General features: G+C 68.0%; 14 protein-coding genes. 7 read left to right on the forward strand and 7 right to left on the reverse strand.

The features are described 5' to 3' along the window. On the reverse strand, positions 1–384 hold the full coding sequence (locus tag NCCP691_RS20075) for a DUF6394 family protein (RefSeq protein WP_220810349.1): 384 nt from the start codon (positions 382–384) through the stop codon (positions 1–3). A 147-nt stretch (positions 385–531) separates the two neighbouring features. Here NCCP691_RS20075 and NCCP691_RS20080 point away from each other — a divergent pair, with 147 nt between their 5' ends. Genes NCCP691_RS20080 through NCCP691_RS20090 form a run of 3 tightly spaced genes read left to right on the forward strand, consistent with a single transcriptional unit; the run spans position 532 to position 3,073 of the window. After that, the gene (locus tag NCCP691_RS20080) at positions 532–1,314 is read left to right on the forward strand and encodes an SDR family oxidoreductase (protein ID WP_220810350.1); all 783 of its coding nucleotides are present in this window, start codon (positions 532–534) and stop codon (positions 1,312–1,314) included. A 43-nt stretch (positions 1,315–1,357) separates the two neighbouring features. Further along, complete coding sequence (locus tag NCCP691_RS20085) at positions 1,358–2,074, forward strand: phosphoribosyltransferase (RefSeq protein ID WP_220810351.1); 717 nt, start codon at positions 1,358–1,360, stop codon at positions 2,072–2,074. 12 nt (positions 2,075–2,086) lie between these two features. Further along, entirely contained in the window at positions 2,087–3,073 is a 987-nt protein-coding gene (locus NCCP691_RS20090) for an MBL fold metallo-hydrolase (protein ID WP_220810352.1), read from the forward strand. 20 nt (positions 3,074–3,093) lie between these two features. Here NCCP691_RS20090 and NCCP691_RS20095 read toward each other — a convergent pair whose 3' ends face one another. Next, complete coding sequence (locus NCCP691_RS20095) at positions 3,094–3,351, reverse strand: hypothetical protein (RefSeq protein WP_220810353.1); 258 nt, start codon at positions 3,349–3,351, stop codon at positions 3,094–3,096. Between the two features lie 129 nt (positions 3,352–3,480). Continuing rightward, positions 3,481–3,873, reverse strand: coding sequence for a winged helix-turn-helix transcriptional regulator (locus NCCP691_RS20100; protein WP_238482519.1), 393 nt, complete (start codon positions 3,871–3,873; stop codon positions 3,481–3,483). A gap of 101 nt (positions 3,874–3,974) precedes the next feature. Between NCCP691_RS20100 and NCCP691_RS20105 the strand changes: the two genes are divergently transcribed. Then, entirely contained in the window at positions 3,975–4,397 is a 423-nt protein-coding gene (locus NCCP691_RS20105) for a PaaI family thioesterase (RefSeq protein ID WP_220810354.1), read from the forward strand. Between the two features lie 79 nt (positions 4,398–4,476). Next, on the forward strand, positions 4,477–5,079 hold the full coding sequence (locus NCCP691_RS20110; protein ID WP_220810355.1) for a DUF1294 domain-containing protein: 603 nt from the start codon (positions 4,477–4,479) through the stop codon (positions 5,077–5,079). Between the two features lie 5 nt (positions 5,080–5,084). On the opposite strand, the gene NCCP691_RS20115 is transcribed toward NCCP691_RS20110, so the two are convergent. The 3 genes from NCCP691_RS20115 to NCCP691_RS20125 form a co-directional block, all read right to left on the reverse strand. Next, positions 5,085–6,491 (reverse strand): HD-GYP domain-containing protein, encoded by a 1,407-nt coding sequence (locus NCCP691_RS20115; protein WP_274387245.1) that lies wholly within the window; start codon positions 6,489–6,491, stop codon positions 5,085–5,087. 11 nt (positions 6,492–6,502) lie between these two features. Further along, positions 6,503–8,983 (reverse strand): sensor domain-containing protein, encoded by a 2,481-nt coding sequence (locus NCCP691_RS20120; protein ID WP_220810356.1) that lies wholly within the window; start codon positions 8,981–8,983, stop codon positions 6,503–6,505. A gap of 145 nt (positions 8,984–9,128) precedes the next feature. Continuing rightward, on the reverse strand, positions 9,129–11,336 hold the full coding sequence (locus NCCP691_RS20125) for an ATP-binding protein (protein ID WP_220810357.1): 2,208 nt from the start codon (positions 11,334–11,336) through the stop codon (positions 9,129–9,131). A gap of 266 nt (positions 11,337–11,602) precedes the next feature. Between NCCP691_RS20125 and NCCP691_RS20130 the strand changes: the two genes are divergently transcribed. Further along, complete coding sequence (locus NCCP691_RS20130) at positions 11,603–11,989, forward strand: hypothetical protein (RefSeq protein ID WP_220810358.1); 387 nt, start codon at positions 11,603–11,605, stop codon at positions 11,987–11,989. A 3-nt stretch (positions 11,990–11,992) separates the two neighbouring features. Next, positions 11,993–13,354: a sialidase family protein gene (locus NCCP691_RS20135; RefSeq protein ID WP_220810359.1), complete on the forward strand. Its 1,362-nt coding sequence runs from the start codon at positions 11,993–11,995 to the stop codon at positions 13,352–13,354. On the opposite strand, the gene NCCP691_RS20140 is transcribed toward NCCP691_RS20135, so the two are convergent. Then, the gene (locus NCCP691_RS20140; RefSeq protein ID WP_373870352.1) at positions 13,351–13,470 is read right to left on the reverse strand and encodes a hypothetical protein; all 120 of its coding nucleotides are present in this window, start codon (positions 13,468–13,470) and stop codon (positions 13,351–13,353) included. The two genes, NCCP691_RS20135 and NCCP691_RS20140, sit on opposite strands and share 4 nt — an antisense overlap. Positions 13,471–13,475 lie beyond the last annotated feature (5 nt).

The raw sequence follows: 13,475 nt of genomic DNA on the forward strand, positions 1-13,475 counted from the left end.
TCAGCGCCGCATCATCACCGTCTCGATGATCAGCAGCACGAGCGACACGATATTGGCCAGCAGCGCGCCGCCGGAAAGCGACACGATGCTCGCGGTGGCGTCCTCGGTCATGCCCGTGCCCGTCACATGCACGACCACCGCCCACAGCACGGCGGCGGCGATGAGCTGGATGTCCGCCACCAGGCTGGTCGACAGGTGCACCGCGCCGATCTGCGTGCGGTCGCCGAACTTGAGCACGGTCGCGATCAGATTGACGACGATGGCGGCGAACAGCTCGTAGACGTTGTGCAGTTCCGGGCGATCGATGTCGCCCAGGAAAAACCCGAAGTTGAGCGTGGCGGCGAATACGGTGAAGAAAGCGAAAACGACCTTTTCAAGATTCATGTGTTCCTCTCGCGCAAGGCGCTCGGCAAGTGTCCGCTATGCATTCTGATTTGACTTCGGGTTGCCGGAACTGATTCTGCGCAGGAGGTCGAACATGAGTCGGCGCCGCCCGGCGCCGTGGCATGTCCATCCTATGCGGGAGTCGAAATGAGCGGGAAATTACTCGGAAACGAACTGGCGATCGTCACCGGCGCCGATTCCGGCATCGGCAGGGCGACCGCGATCGAGATGGCGCGGGAAGGCGCCGACGTGGTGATCACCTGGCGCAGCGACAGGGCCGGCGCGGAACAGACGGCGGCGGAAGTGGAAAAGACGGGCGCGAAGGCCGCCGTCTTCCAGCTCGACCAGCGCGATTCCGGCAAGGTCCGGCAGCTGTTCGACGAGGTCAGGGCGCGCATGGGCGTGCCGACCATCCTGGTCAACAATGCCGGCATGGACGGTTCCGGCAAGCCGGTCAGCGACACCACCGACGAGGAATGGGAAGCCACGCTGCGCACCAATCTCTTCGGCCCCTTCTACTGCTGCCGCGAGTTCATCCGCATGCTCGACGGCAGCGGCCGCCACGGCACCATCATCAACATCACCAGCGTGCACCAGGAAATCCCGCGCGCCGGATCGGCGGCCTATGACGCATCCAAGGGCGGCCTGCGCAACCTGACCACCACGCTCGCGCTGGAGGTGGCCGAGAAGAACATCAACGTCAACAACATCGCGCCCGGCATGGTGCTGACCCCGATGAACCAGGAAGCCGTTGACGATCCGGCGGCGCGCCACAGGCAGGTGCAGTCGATCCCGATGAAGCGCGCCGCGATGCCGGAAGAGATCGCGCACGCCGCGGTGTTCCTCGCCAGCGAAAAGGCGCGCTACATCCACGGCACGACCATCGTGATCGATGGCGCGCTGATGCTGTTCCAGGGACAGGGAGCGTGAGCCGGCGCCCGCGCGCTCCGTGCTCATGGAAAAGGAGACCGCCATGCATCCCGATTACCCGCCTTTTGCCGACCGGCGCGACGCCGGGCGGCAGCTTGCCGCCGCGCTGACGCATCTGCGTACGGAGCAGCCCGTGGTGCTGGCCCTGCCGCGCGGCGGCGTACCGGTGGCACATGAAGTCGCGCTCGCGCTGCAGGCGCCGATGGACGTGCTGCTGGTGCGCAAGATCGGCGCGCCCGGCTTCGCCGAACTCGGACTCGGCGCGGTGGTCGAGGGCGACCCGCACCAGGTCGTGCTCAACGGCGACCTGGTGAAAAGACTGGATGTCCCGGCCGGCTACCTGCAGGCCGAAGAACAGCGCCAGCTGCGCGAGATCGCGCGGCGACGCGAGGTGTATTGCGGCGGGCGGTCCCGGATGCCGGTGCGGGGCCGTACCGCGATCGTGGTCGACGACGGCATCGCGACCGGCGGAACCATGGCCGCCGCCCTCAGGGCGCTGGCGCAGGAGGGCGCGGGCAGGCTGATTTTCGCGGTGCCGGTGGCGGCGCCGTCCACGCTCGATATGCTGGGCGGGCAGGCCGACGACGCCGTGTGCCTGCTGGCGCCGCCCGACTTCCAGTCGGTGGGACAGTTCTATGAAGACTTCGCGCAGACCACGGACGAGGAAGTGCTGGCGCTGCTCGATGCCGCCGCGGCCGCGTCCCGTGCGCCCGTGCCGCCGCCCGGCCCCGGCCGGCCCGATCCCCGCGCGTCCCCCTGAGAGGAGCCGCGCGTGGAGCTCCTGTTTCTCGGCACCTCGTCGGGAACGCCGACCAAAACCAGGAACGTTTCGGCACTCGCGATCCGCTCCGAAGGCGCGCGCCACTGGTACCTGGTCGATTGCGGCGAAGGCACGCAGCACCGCATCCTGCACACCCGCCTGTCGCTGACGGGCCTGCGTGCGGTCTTCATCACGCACATGCACGGGGATCACTGCTACGGGCTGCCCGGCCTGCTCGCCAGCGCCGGCATGCTCAACCGTACCGAGCCGCTGCTCATCATGGGGCCGGGCGCGCTGCAGCGCTTCATCGCCGGCGTCATGGAAACGACGCAGCTGCGCCTGCCGTATGCACTGGAATTCGTCGAGGTGGAAGACCTCGCGCCGCTGTCGCGGCTGCCGGACCTCGCGGTGCAGCCGGTCGCGCTGTCGCACCGCTTGCCGTCCTACGCGTACAGCTTCACCGAGAAGTCCGTGGAGAACCGGCTCGATGTCGCCAGGCTGGAGCGCGAGGGCGTCGCGCGCGGTCCGCACTGGGGCCTGCTGCAGCAGGGCGGCGAAGTCACGCTCGCCGACGGCCGCGTGCTGCGCGGCGCGGACTACCTGCTGCCGGCGCGCAGGCCGCGCAAGCTGGTCGTCGGCGGCGACAACGACACCCCCGCCCTGCTGCGCGACGCCGTGCGGGACGCGGACGTGCTGGTTCATGAGGCGACCTATACCGAGGACATGCTTGCCCGGGTCGGTCCCGGACCGCAGCACAGTTCCGCCGCCCGGGTCGCCCGTTTCGCGGCGGAGGCCGGCATCGCCGGCCTGGTGCTGACCCACTTCAGCCCGCGCTATCAGGGGCAGGAGCGCGGGGAGCGGAACGGCGGATTGTCGGTGGCCGACATCGCCGATGAGGCGCGCCGGTTCTACCCGGGCAGACTGTTCCTGGCGAACGATCTCGACCGCTTCATCCTCGACCGCGAGGGACATCTGGCGACGGACCCGCCGGGCCCGTGAAGCGGCGGCCGCAACGACCGTCAGTGCAGCCGGTGCGGCCCGCTTTCCTCGACATCGTCCGGCTCTTCCTCATCGAGGTCGTCCGCGAAATCGTATTCCGACAGCCGCACTGCGAGATCGACCGCCACGTCTTCGCAGGTGAAGCTGGTCACGGGCGATCCGGTGGTGTCCTCGACCCAGTACAGCGACACTTCCTGCTGGTCCGGCGTGCGGACCGGGCCTTCCATCACGAAGTAGCGGCCGAAGCGGCAAACCTCATGCTTCGCAAGAATCTCCATGGCTGCCTCCGTATCCTTCGCTCATTACACGCCGGGGAAGGGGCCGCATGTTGAGGCGGATCAGAAGCAAGACCGGCGGGACGGTGGACCGTGAACGGTCATCCGGCGAGGCCGGAGGCGGGTACCGCGCTATTTGACCTTGCCACCCGCCATCCTGAGCAGATGCGCGAGATCCTCCCTGCCGATATCGACGGCCCAGTCTTCCGCCCACAGCGCCAGCGGGTGCATGGCCTGCAGCAGGCGGCGTCCGTTCTCGGTGAGGCCGTAGCCGCCGCCCTCCTCCAGGTCGACGACGCGCGCGTGGCGCAACTCCTTGAGGCGGGCGCTGAGCACATTGGGCGAGGTGATCTGGCAGCGTTCCTGCAGCGCGCGGAAGGATTGCCGCTCGCCGCCGCGCAGCTCCCACAGGATGCGCAGCGACCAGCGTCGGCCGAGCAGGTCGAGGACGACCATGACCGGCTGGCCGGAGCTGGAGTTGCGCACCGGACTGCCGGGCTCGATGACTTTCTTTTTTGTCGGCATATTCCCTTGACCCGTCACGGTCTGACCGCTATCTTTCAGATAGCGCTATCCGAATGATAGCTAAATTAATTACGTTGGGAGCATACCGGAAGGAGGAGACCATGGATGATTTTCTGGAGCGGACACGCCAGGCCCTGGCCGCCCAGCCGTTCACGCAGTTGCTCGGCGCCACGCTGGAGCGGATGGATGGCGAAGGCGTGGCGCTCGCGCTGCCCCTGCGCGATGAACTCAAGCAGCAGAACGGATTCGCCCACGGCGGCGTGCTGAGCTACCTCGCCGACAATGCGCTGACGATCGCGGGCGCGATGGGTCTCGGCCGGGCGGTCCTCACCAGCGAGTTCAAGATCAATTACCTGCGGCCGGCGGTGGGCGCGACGCTGGTGGCGCGGGCGACGGTGATCCACGCCGGCAGGCGGCAGGCGGTGTGCCGCTGCGACGTCTTTGCGCGGGACGGGCACGGCGAAAAGATCGTCGCCACCGCGCAGGGCACGATTGCGAAGGTCGACGAACTGCCCGCCGGGTGAGCGCCGGCCACCGCCCGTATTGCCTGCCGCGCCAGGTCTCACTACACTGGCGACCGTTTGCGCGATGGAAGGAGCGGCGATGGGTGGTCGGAGCGGCCCGCGGTACCAGGGAAGAATAACGACCTGGAAGGACGAACAGGGATTCGGTTTCATCACCCCCAACGGCGGCGGGCCGCCGGTGTTCGTGCACGTGAAGTCGTTCGCGGGGCGCGGACGGCGCCCGGGGGAAAACGACCTCGTGACCTACGAACTCAGCGCCAATGACAAGGGGCAGCCCCGCGCCGGGAACGTCGCCTTCGTGCGCGCCCCGGCCGCGCGCCGCCGTTCCGCCGACTCCCCGGGGAGGGCGCCGGCGGTCGCGGCGGTCGCGTTTCTCTTGCTGCTCGCCCTGTCCGTCCTGGCCGGAAAGATGCCGGCGCCGGTCCTCTATTTCTATCTCGGCGCGAGCGCGGTGACGCTGGTCGCCTACCGTCTCGACAAGTCGGCGGCGCGATCGAACCGGTGGCGAACCAGGGAAAGCACGCTGCATCTGTTCAGCCTGCTCGGCGGCTGGCCCGGCGCCCTCATCGCCCAGCATAGCTTCCGTCACAAATCGTCGAAACTATCCTTCCGCCAGGTCTTCTGGCTGACCGTCGCCGCCAACTGCGGCGCGCTCGCCTGGCTGGCGTCCGCCTTCCGATAGGCGGTTCAGGCCCCCATGTCCGGCGCCGGCATCGCTTCGGGCTTGAGCCGCGCGATCGCCTGCCGCAGCGCATCGAAACACTGCGGATCGAGCGCGGTGCCGACGGTCTGCGACATCATTTCCAGCGCCTTCGGTATTGGAATCGCGCCGCGGTAGGGGCGCTCCGCGGTGATGGCATCGAAGATGTCGGCGGTGGTGATGATCCGCGTCTCGATGCCTATCTCGTCCGCCGGCATCCCGCGCGGATAGCCGCCGCCGTCGAGGCGCTCGTGGTGCGCGGCGGCGACCCGGGCGAGTTCGGAGAATGCGCCGATACGGGAGAGGATGGTTTCGGTATGGACGGCATGCATCTTCACCGCCTCCCATTCTTCCCGGTCGAGCTTGCCCGCCTTGTCGAGCACGCTGTTGCTGACGCCGAGCTTGCCGACATCGTGCAGCAGCGCGCCGCGCTTGAGCCAGCGCCGCCGCGCCGGCGACAGGCCGAGCGCTTCCGCGATCATGTCGGTGTACAGCGCCACGCGCGCGCTGTGCCCGCTCGTGTACGGACTCTTGGAGTCGACCACCTGGCCGAAGGCCGCGGCGATATCGTCGAGATAGTCGTCGTCGAGCGGCACCTCGTGGCCCGCCGGTTCCAGCGCGCGCACCGCGCGGTCGACATCGGGCGATGCGAGCGTGGCCCAGAAGCCGCCGTCTTGCGCGGCGACGCGCTCGAATGCCTGCACCAGGCGCGGGTCGAACCAGGTGCCCGAGCGGCGCCGCACTTCAGCCATTGCGGCCTGGCGCCCGCCCGCGGTGTGGAAGACATCGACCACCTGGGCCAGCAGGGCGATGCGGGCGTGCACCGGAATCGCTTCGCCGGCCAGGCCCTCGGGCTTTCCCTTGCCGTTGAAATGTTCATCGAGGCTGTAGATGCCCGCCGCGACGCCCTCGGGAAAGCGCAACAGCCTGGCGATCCCGGCGCCGCGCTGGCAGCGGGTGGCGATCAGTTCCTGCGCGATTTCACCGCCATGGCGCAGGATGGTCAGCACGCTTCGGAAACGCTCGGCCAGGCCGGCCTTGAGCCCGGTATGGGTCAGCACGAACGAGAGCACCTGCGGCAGGCTGTCGCCCACCGTCTTGAAGTCGCGCTTGAATGACAGGTCGTCGGCGAGATACAGCTCGCAGATGCGCGCCGCGTTGCTGCTGCAGCCGAGATCCTTGAGCAGCAGCGCGTAGTAGAGCTCCCACAGCTGGTCGTCGGACAGCCCGGCTTCCCGCCCGACATGCATGCCGATCCAGCAGCAGCGCACGCAGTGCCCCGGCGGCTGGCCTTCGGTGATGTCGAGCGCATAGCTCATCGCGCCGATGAGTTCGGAAAGCCTGATCGCCTCGGCTGGCGGATGCATGGGTGAAGCGAGGGCTTGCCGTTCCATTGAATGCCTTGTCAGTTCGAATGAATGTTCATCTTGCCCAGGCCCGGCGGGGCGGAGGGAGCCGGCATCGGGCACTGCAGCGCGTCCAGCATGGGCGCAAGCTCCGCCGGCGGCACCGGCCGGCTGATCACATAGCCCTGCACCTGGTCGCAGGAAGTGCGGCGGAGGAAATCAAGGTGGTCGGTTCTTTCCACGCCCTCGGCGACCACGGTCAGGTTCAGCGCATGTGCGAGATCGATGATCGACTCGGCGAGGATGAGCGGATTGATGTCCGCGCCCGGTTGCTCGTCGAAAAAGGTACGGTCGAGCTTGAGGCAGTCCAGCGGGAATCTGCGCAGGTGGGACAGCGAGGAATAGCCGGTGCCGAAGTCGTCGATCGACAGTCTCACGCCGAGCGCCTTCAGCTCGCGCATGACGGCGGTCGCGAGGTCCTGGTCCGCCATCAGGGCCGATTCCGTGATTTCCAGCTCCAGCGCATGCGGCGGCACCCCCTCCTCCGCCAGGATCCGGCGGACCGTGCCGACGATCGCATGGTCGTTCAGCTGGCGCGGCGACAGGTTCACCGATACCGCGACCGGGCGTCCGCCGGCGCGCCACGCGGCCACCTGCCGCACGGCTTCGCGCAGCACCCAGTTGCCGATCTCGAGGATGCAGCCGTTTTCCTCGGCCAGCGCGATGAAGCGCGCGGGTGGAATGTTGCCGAGCTTGGGATGCCGCCAGCGGATCAGCGCCTCGACCGAGACGACCTGGAGGCGGTGCATGCTGACCCGCGGCTGGTAATGCAGCATGAACTCGCCGCGCCCCGCCGCACCCCGCATGTCCTGCTGCAGCGTATGCCGCAGCAGCGCCTGTTCGCGCATCTCGGAGGTGAAGAAGCAATAGGTCGAACCGCCCTGCTCCTTGGCGCGATAGAGCGCGGTATCCGCCGCCGACAGCAAGGCTTCGCTGGTGGCCCCGTCCTGCGGATAGAGACTGATGCCGACCGAGCCGCCGACCTTGAGTTCCTGGGCATCGACGATGATCGGCGCCGACAGCGCATGCAGCAGCTTCTGCGCGATGCGGGAGGCCGACAGCCGCCCCTTGCGGCAATGCGCGACCACCACGAACTCATCGCCGCCGAGCCGGGCGACGAGGTCGTCCGGCCGCACGCAGCCACGCAGGCGGCGCGCCACTTCGCGCAGGAGTTCGTCGCCGAAACGGTGGCCGAGCGAATCGTTCACTTCCTTGAAGCGGTCGAGGTCGAGAAAGAAGACGCCGCGGGGAGTGCCGTCCCGCCGGTCTGCGAGGAGCGCCGACAGGTGGGTATCGAGCACGCTGCGGTTGGGCAGGTCGGTCAGCGTGTCGCGGGTGGCGAGCTTCTGTATCTGCTGCACCGTCCTGAACTCGCGCGTGACATCCGTCGTCGCGCCCCGGAAGCCGCGGTACTCGCCGTCGATGCAGTAGGGTTCGCCCGACATCCGGACATGCCGGATGATGCCGGGATACTCCGGCAACGCGACCGCGAACACCAGGTCGCGAAAGGGCTCGCGCGCGGCGAAGCAGCGCAGGAATTCGAGCACGCCGCGCTCGTTCGGATCGTGCGCGGTGTAGCTCATCGGACGGCCGATGATCTCGTCTGGACGCAGGCCGAGGCGCTGCTGTATGCCCTCCGAGATGAAGGTGAACACGCCTTCCGTGTCGATCTCCCAGTACCAGTCCGATGACAGCTTGGCGAGGCTGCGGAAGCGTTCCTCCCGCAGCGCCAGTTCGCGCTCCGCCTCGACCTGCGGCGAAATGTCCCTGCCCACCGCCACCAGCCCCTTGCGCTCGCCCGTCTGCGGATCGCGCACCGCGCGCAGGCTGATGCTGATCCAGAACACGCTGCCGTCGCGCCGGCGTCCGCGCGCCGTGGCGATCCCGCGCTGCCGGGTCGCGCGCGTGGCGACCGCCCGCTCGAGATCCTCCGCCACCAAAAAGTCGGACGCCTTTCTGCCGACCATCTCCTCCGGCTGATAGCCGAAGAAATCGCGGTGCGAAGGAGAAACGTAGATGTAGCGGCCGTCCGTATCGAGATGCGCGATCATGTCGCCGGCGTGCTCCGTCATCAGCCTGTGCTCGGCCTCGCTGTGCAGCAGTCGCTCGCGGCTTTCGTGGTGGGAGGTGATGTCGCACAGGCTGCCGACGAATCCGATGACCGCGCCGGACGCGTCATGCCGGGGCGCCGCGTTGCTCAGCAGCCAGCGCACGCTGCCGTCGCTGCGCACGATCCGGTATTCCATCGTGTGATGCCGGCCGGCGCGCGCGCTGGCCGCGCCTTCCTCGAACAGCAGCGCATCGTCGGGATGGACGTAGCTTGTCCAGTCGTCGAAGCTGAATGCCTCGGGCGCGACGATCGCCGCCGATCCAGGATCGAGATAGATGCAGCGGCGATTCGTGTCCATTTCCCAGACGACGGAGCGCGCATCGTCTGCAAGACGGCGGGTGCCGTCCCGTTGATCCGTTTCGGGCGTCATATGGATGGTCGTGGTTGTTGGATGCCCGCGGAGCGGTCATGGGTCTCCCGCCGACATCAGATCATAAAAACTTGATCTAAGGCAATAGCGACGTGAGGGTGGCGTGGCGGGCGCGCACGTCGGTGCCGGCCCATGCCAGCCGGCGCTAGCCCGCGCTCGTCTCCGCCAGCGCCCTGAGCGCCTCGGAAAAATCGTAGGGCTTCGACAGGAGCTGCACGCCCGGCAGCGCAATCCGCTGCTCGGAATAGCCGGTGGCGAGCACCACCCTGACGTGCGGATAGCGCTCGACGACCGCCCTCGCCAGGTCGACCCCGCTCAGGCGGCCGGGCATCACGATGTCGGAAAACACGGCGTCGACCGTGGCGCCGCCGTCCAGCAGGGACAGCGCCGCCTCGACGCTGTCGGCGCGCAGCACGGTATAGCCGGCATCTTCCAGCGCCGGGATGACGGCTTCGCGGACCAGCGGATCATCCTCGACGAACAGGAGGGCGCCGCGCGCCGGTTGCACGGCGGTAGACGCCGTCTCGGGCGCCGGCTGGACCGTGTCCTTCGCGGCCGCCCTCGGCAGGTAGATGTCGATCGCGGTCCCCCGGCCCTCGGTGCTGTGCAGCAGCAGGGTGCCCCCCGACTGCCGCGCGAAGCCGTAGGCCTGCGGCAGCCCCAGCCCGCTCCCCTTCCCGACATCCTTGGTCGTGAAGAAGGGATCGAGCGCTCTCGCCATGACTTCCGGCGACATCCCCAGCCCGGTGTCGGCCACCCGGATATGCAGGTAATCGCCGGCCGCCAGCCCGTCCGGCGCGCAAGCCAGCGTCTCGTTGCAGGCCTCGATCGTGATGCTTCCGCCCGCCGGCATCGCATCGCGGGCGTTGATGACGAGATTGATGAGCGCAAGCTCGAGCTGGGTGGGATCGAGCGTGACCGGCCAGAGGCCGTCGGGCACGCGGGTTTCCAGCGTGACGTTGGACGGCAGGATGTTTTCGACCAGCTGCTCGAACACGCTCACATGCCGGCTCAATGCCACGGTCTCCAGCCTGGCGTCCTGGATGCGGCCGAAGGCGCTGAGCTGGCCGGTCAGGGACGTGGCGCGCTGCACCGCCTTGTTGCAGGTGTCGATCAGGGACTGTACCCGCTCCTGCGTCGAGATCATCCGCGCCAGCTGCAGCGCGGTCGTGAGCGTCTGCAGCAGGTTGTTGAATTCATGCGCGATGCCGCCGGTCAGCCGGCCGAGCGCCTCGAGCTTCTGGCTGTGCAGGAGGGCGCGCTGCGCGCGTTCCGTGTTGGCCACGGCCTCGGCCACGCGTTGCTCCAGTTCCTGCTTGTTGCGTCGTATCTGCCTGCTCGCATCGGCGATCCTGGCGCCGACCGCGTCGATTTCGGTCAGCCCCTGCGGCCGGTATTCGACCGCCTGCCCCTGGCCGAGCCGGTCCGCCGACTCGCCCAGCCTTTCCATGCGTTCGACCACTTGCCCGGCAATGCGGCGCGCGGCGAGCAGCGCGAAACCCAGCAGTCCCGCCAGCATCAGGGCCAGGAAGGCCGCGACCCGCAGCGGCGCGCGCCGCAGCTCGCTTTCCGGAATGCTGATGATGACCGTCCAGTCGGACAGGGCGACGCGGCTGAAGAAGGTCTTGACCGGGATATTGTCCAGCGTCACGCTGCGAAACACGCCCTCGGTGGCAGAGAAAAGCGACTTGCGCGTACTCTCGCTGGCCTGCCTGCCGATGAAGCGTTCCGGCTCGCGCGAGCGCGTCACGACGACGCCCTGGCGGTCGACGACCGTGGCCAGCCACTCGCGGGGAAAGCCCTGCTGCGTCATGAGCGGCTGCAGCGCCGAGGCATTGATACCCATGACCAGGTAATAGCGGATGCGGCCGTCCTGCAGCACCGGCACCTGCAGCGTGAAGTCGAAGCGCTTGCCCACCGGGGCGAAGAAGACATCGGAGACCAGCGTACGGTCCGCGCCGTGGCGTTCCATCAGCGCGACCAGGTTCGACGCGCGCTGTTTTGGAATTTCCGCGCCAAATGGCGCGCGCGTGTTCAGCAGCTGCTCGTTGTTCGTGTTGACGAGGATGATCGTGGTCTCGGGACCGGGCGCCATGCTCTTCGCGAAGTCGTAGAACTCCCGCAGATCCCCCTGGCGCAGCACGGGAGAGCGCGCCAGGGTCTGCAGTATTCCTTCCCTGCTGCGCAGCTCGGTCTCGATCAGGCGGGAGAACACGCGGGTTGCTTCCTGCAGTCCCTTTTCCTGCGCCTGCTGCTCTTCGCTGTAGACGTACCAGACCGCGACGATGGCCGCGAGGAAGCCCGGGATCAGGACCGAGAGCACGAGGATCAGCAGTTGGCTTCGAAAACGCATGGAGTCCGGTCCGTGTAGACGGGTAATGTCGGCGCGGACGAGGCATGCCTTTCCGTCCACTGAAACCGCTGCCGCGGAGAAGTGTGCTGAATATACAGCAATAGCGCGTCCATGGCGCTTCCGGGTTCACGCGCGGCGTATGCGTTCAACGTTCTGATCCAGGCCAAAGGAGATGGCCGCGATGGCCCATTCGCGGCTGGCTTGGCTAGGATGGAACCTCGCGGGTTCCATCCCGGCTCACCGCGCATTCACTGAAAGGAAACGCCGTGCCCAAGTCCCAGACACAGCCTGAAGAGTCATCGCGCCAACCCTCGGTGGAACAGATGTATCAGGACTACTTCCAGGCATATTCGCAAGCGATGGCGGAGACCGTCGCCTACACGACGAAGATGACCAGCATTGCCATGCAGATCGCGCAGATCGCCGTGGCCGGCGGCATGAAGGCGGGCCACGCCGCCGCGCAGGGCCTGCCGGCCGCGGCGTCAGCGCGGCCGGAGGAAATGCCGCATGTGCCGGACATCATGACAGGCGCCGCGCAACTGCAGAACATGATGATGAAGAACATGACCGACTGGCAGCAGCAGGTCCTGCGCACGCTGCCCGCCATGAACGGCATCGGCCCCAACGGCGGCGGAGCCGGCGCATCCCGGTAATCCGTGCCTGCCTCTTCATCGTCGCTGCCGGCCGCACGCCTCCTGCTGGCCGGCGCGCTGCTGTCAACGCTGCTTTCCCCGCTGCTCCCCGCGCGTGCCGCGCCGCTGGTCTGGGAAGGCAGCGTCGGCATTGCCGACGGCCCCGGAGAGAAGGGACCGTGGCAGCAGAACGAGTCGCGCTATCGCTACGTGGACGACCCGACGATCTCGATCGGTCCCGACGGCGGCATCGCCGTGGCCTGGGTCGACCAGGCGAGCAAGGATGTCTTCTTCCGCCGGCTGGGGCCGGACGGGCGGCCGCTGTCGGCGGCGCTGAACGTCTCGCGCAGCGGCGACACGTTTTCCTGGCTGCCCCGCATGGAAAGGGCGCCGGACGCGCAGGGGACCGTCTACCTGCTGTGGCAGGAGATCATCTTCTCCGGCGGCTCGCACGGCGGCGACATGCTGTTCGCCCGCTCCGGGGATGACGGCCGCAGCTTTTCGCCGCCGCTCAACCTCTCGGCCTCGGTGGGCGGCGACGGCAAGGGCAGGATCAACGCGAAAACCTGGCACAACGGCAGCCAGGATCTCGCCGCCGGCCCCGGCGGCGAGGTGTACGCGGCCTGGACCGAGTATGACGGGGCGCTCTGGTTCACGCGCTCGGCCGACGGCGGCAAGACGTTTTCGCGTCCGCGGGTCGTCGCGGGCGAGGATCCCGCCAGGCCGGCGCGCGCGCCTTCGCTGGCGGTCGGCCGCGACAGGACGGTCTACCTGGCCTGGACACACGGCGAGGACGCGGGGGCGGACATCCACCTGGCGGTCTCGCGCGACGGCGGCGAGGCGTTCGGCAAGCCGGTCGCGGTGGCGCCGGCAGACGGCTACGCGGACGCGCCCAAGCTCGGCATCGGGCCGGACGGCGCGCTGCACCTGGCTTACGCGCAAAGCGACGGCGGACCGTTCGGCCGCTTCCGCATCAACTACACCCGTTCGGACGACGGCGGCCGCAGCTTCGCCCCGGCGCGCGACGTTTCGTCGCCGCTGCCGGGCAGGGCCGACAGTGCCCGCTTCCCGTATCTCGCCATCGACGCCGCCGGTCGGCTGGCGATCGCCTATGAGCTTTTCCCCGATCACCGCCGCGACCCGCGCGGACTCGGCGTGACGGTCTCCGGCGACGGCGGGCGGTCGTTTTCGCCGCCGTCGGCCATTCCCGACAGCACGGGACCGGCGGGCGGCACCAACGGCAGCCACCAGGGATGGCTGATGGAAAAACTGGCGATGGACGACAAGGGCAGGCTTGTCATCGTCAACAGCACGCTGGTGCAGGACAGGCTGAGCCGCGTGTGGCTGATGCGCGGCAAATCCGCGGCGCCCGCCGGTCCCCGCTAGGTGTGAAGTTGCAAGAGGTTATTTCGGTTGGTTGAGAGTCTGGACATTGGTGCTTTGCCGCCGATACCTTGGTGCGGGCGGTGCCAGTTGTAGTGGTGGTTCCACTGATGGAGCATTTCGG

Source organism: Noviherbaspirillum aridicola (genome assembly GCF_019656455.1).
GTDB lineage: Bacteria > Pseudomonadota > Gammaproteobacteria > Burkholderiales > Burkholderiaceae_D > Noviherbaspirillum > Noviherbaspirillum aridicola.

Coding starts and splice junctions, on each gene's coding strand:
- NCCP691_RS20125 (WP_220810357.1), bottom strand. CDS start 11,336: ATGCGTTTTCGAAGCCAACTGCTGATCCTCGTGCTCTCGGTCCTGATC.
- NCCP691_RS20115 (WP_274387245.1), bottom strand. CDS start 6,491: ATGGAACGGCAAGCCCTCGCTTCACCCATGCATCCGCCAGCCGAGGCG.
- NCCP691_RS20140 (WP_373870352.1), bottom strand. CDS start 13,470: ATGCTCCATCAGTGGAACCACCACTACAACTGGCACCGCCCGCACCAA.
- NCCP691_RS20110 (WP_220810355.1), top strand. CDS start 4,477: ATGGGTGGTCGGAGCGGCCCGCGGTACCAGGGAAGAATAACGACCTGG.
- NCCP691_RS20095 (WP_220810353.1), bottom strand. CDS start 3,351: ATGGAGATTCTTGCGAAGCATGAGGTTTGCCGCTTCGGCCGCTACTTC.
- NCCP691_RS20080 (WP_220810350.1), top strand. CDS start 532: ATGAGCGGGAAATTACTCGGAAACGAACTGGCGATCGTCACCGGCGCC.
- NCCP691_RS20120 (WP_220810356.1), bottom strand. CDS start 8,983: ATGACGCCCGAAACGGATCAACGGGACGGCACCCGCCGTCTTGCAGAC.
- NCCP691_RS20100 (WP_238482519.1), bottom strand. CDS start 3,873: ATGCCGACAAAAAAGAAAGTCATCGAGCCCGGCAGTCCGGTGCGCAAC.
- NCCP691_RS20105 (WP_220810354.1), top strand. CDS start 3,975: ATGGATGATTTTCTGGAGCGGACACGCCAGGCCCTGGCCGCCCAGCCG.
- NCCP691_RS20075 (WP_220810349.1), bottom strand. CDS start 384: ATGAATCTTGAAAAGGTCGTTTTCGCTTTCTTCACCGTATTCGCCGCC.
- NCCP691_RS20085 (WP_220810351.1), top strand. CDS start 1,358: ATGCATCCCGATTACCCGCCTTTTGCCGACCGGCGCGACGCCGGGCGG.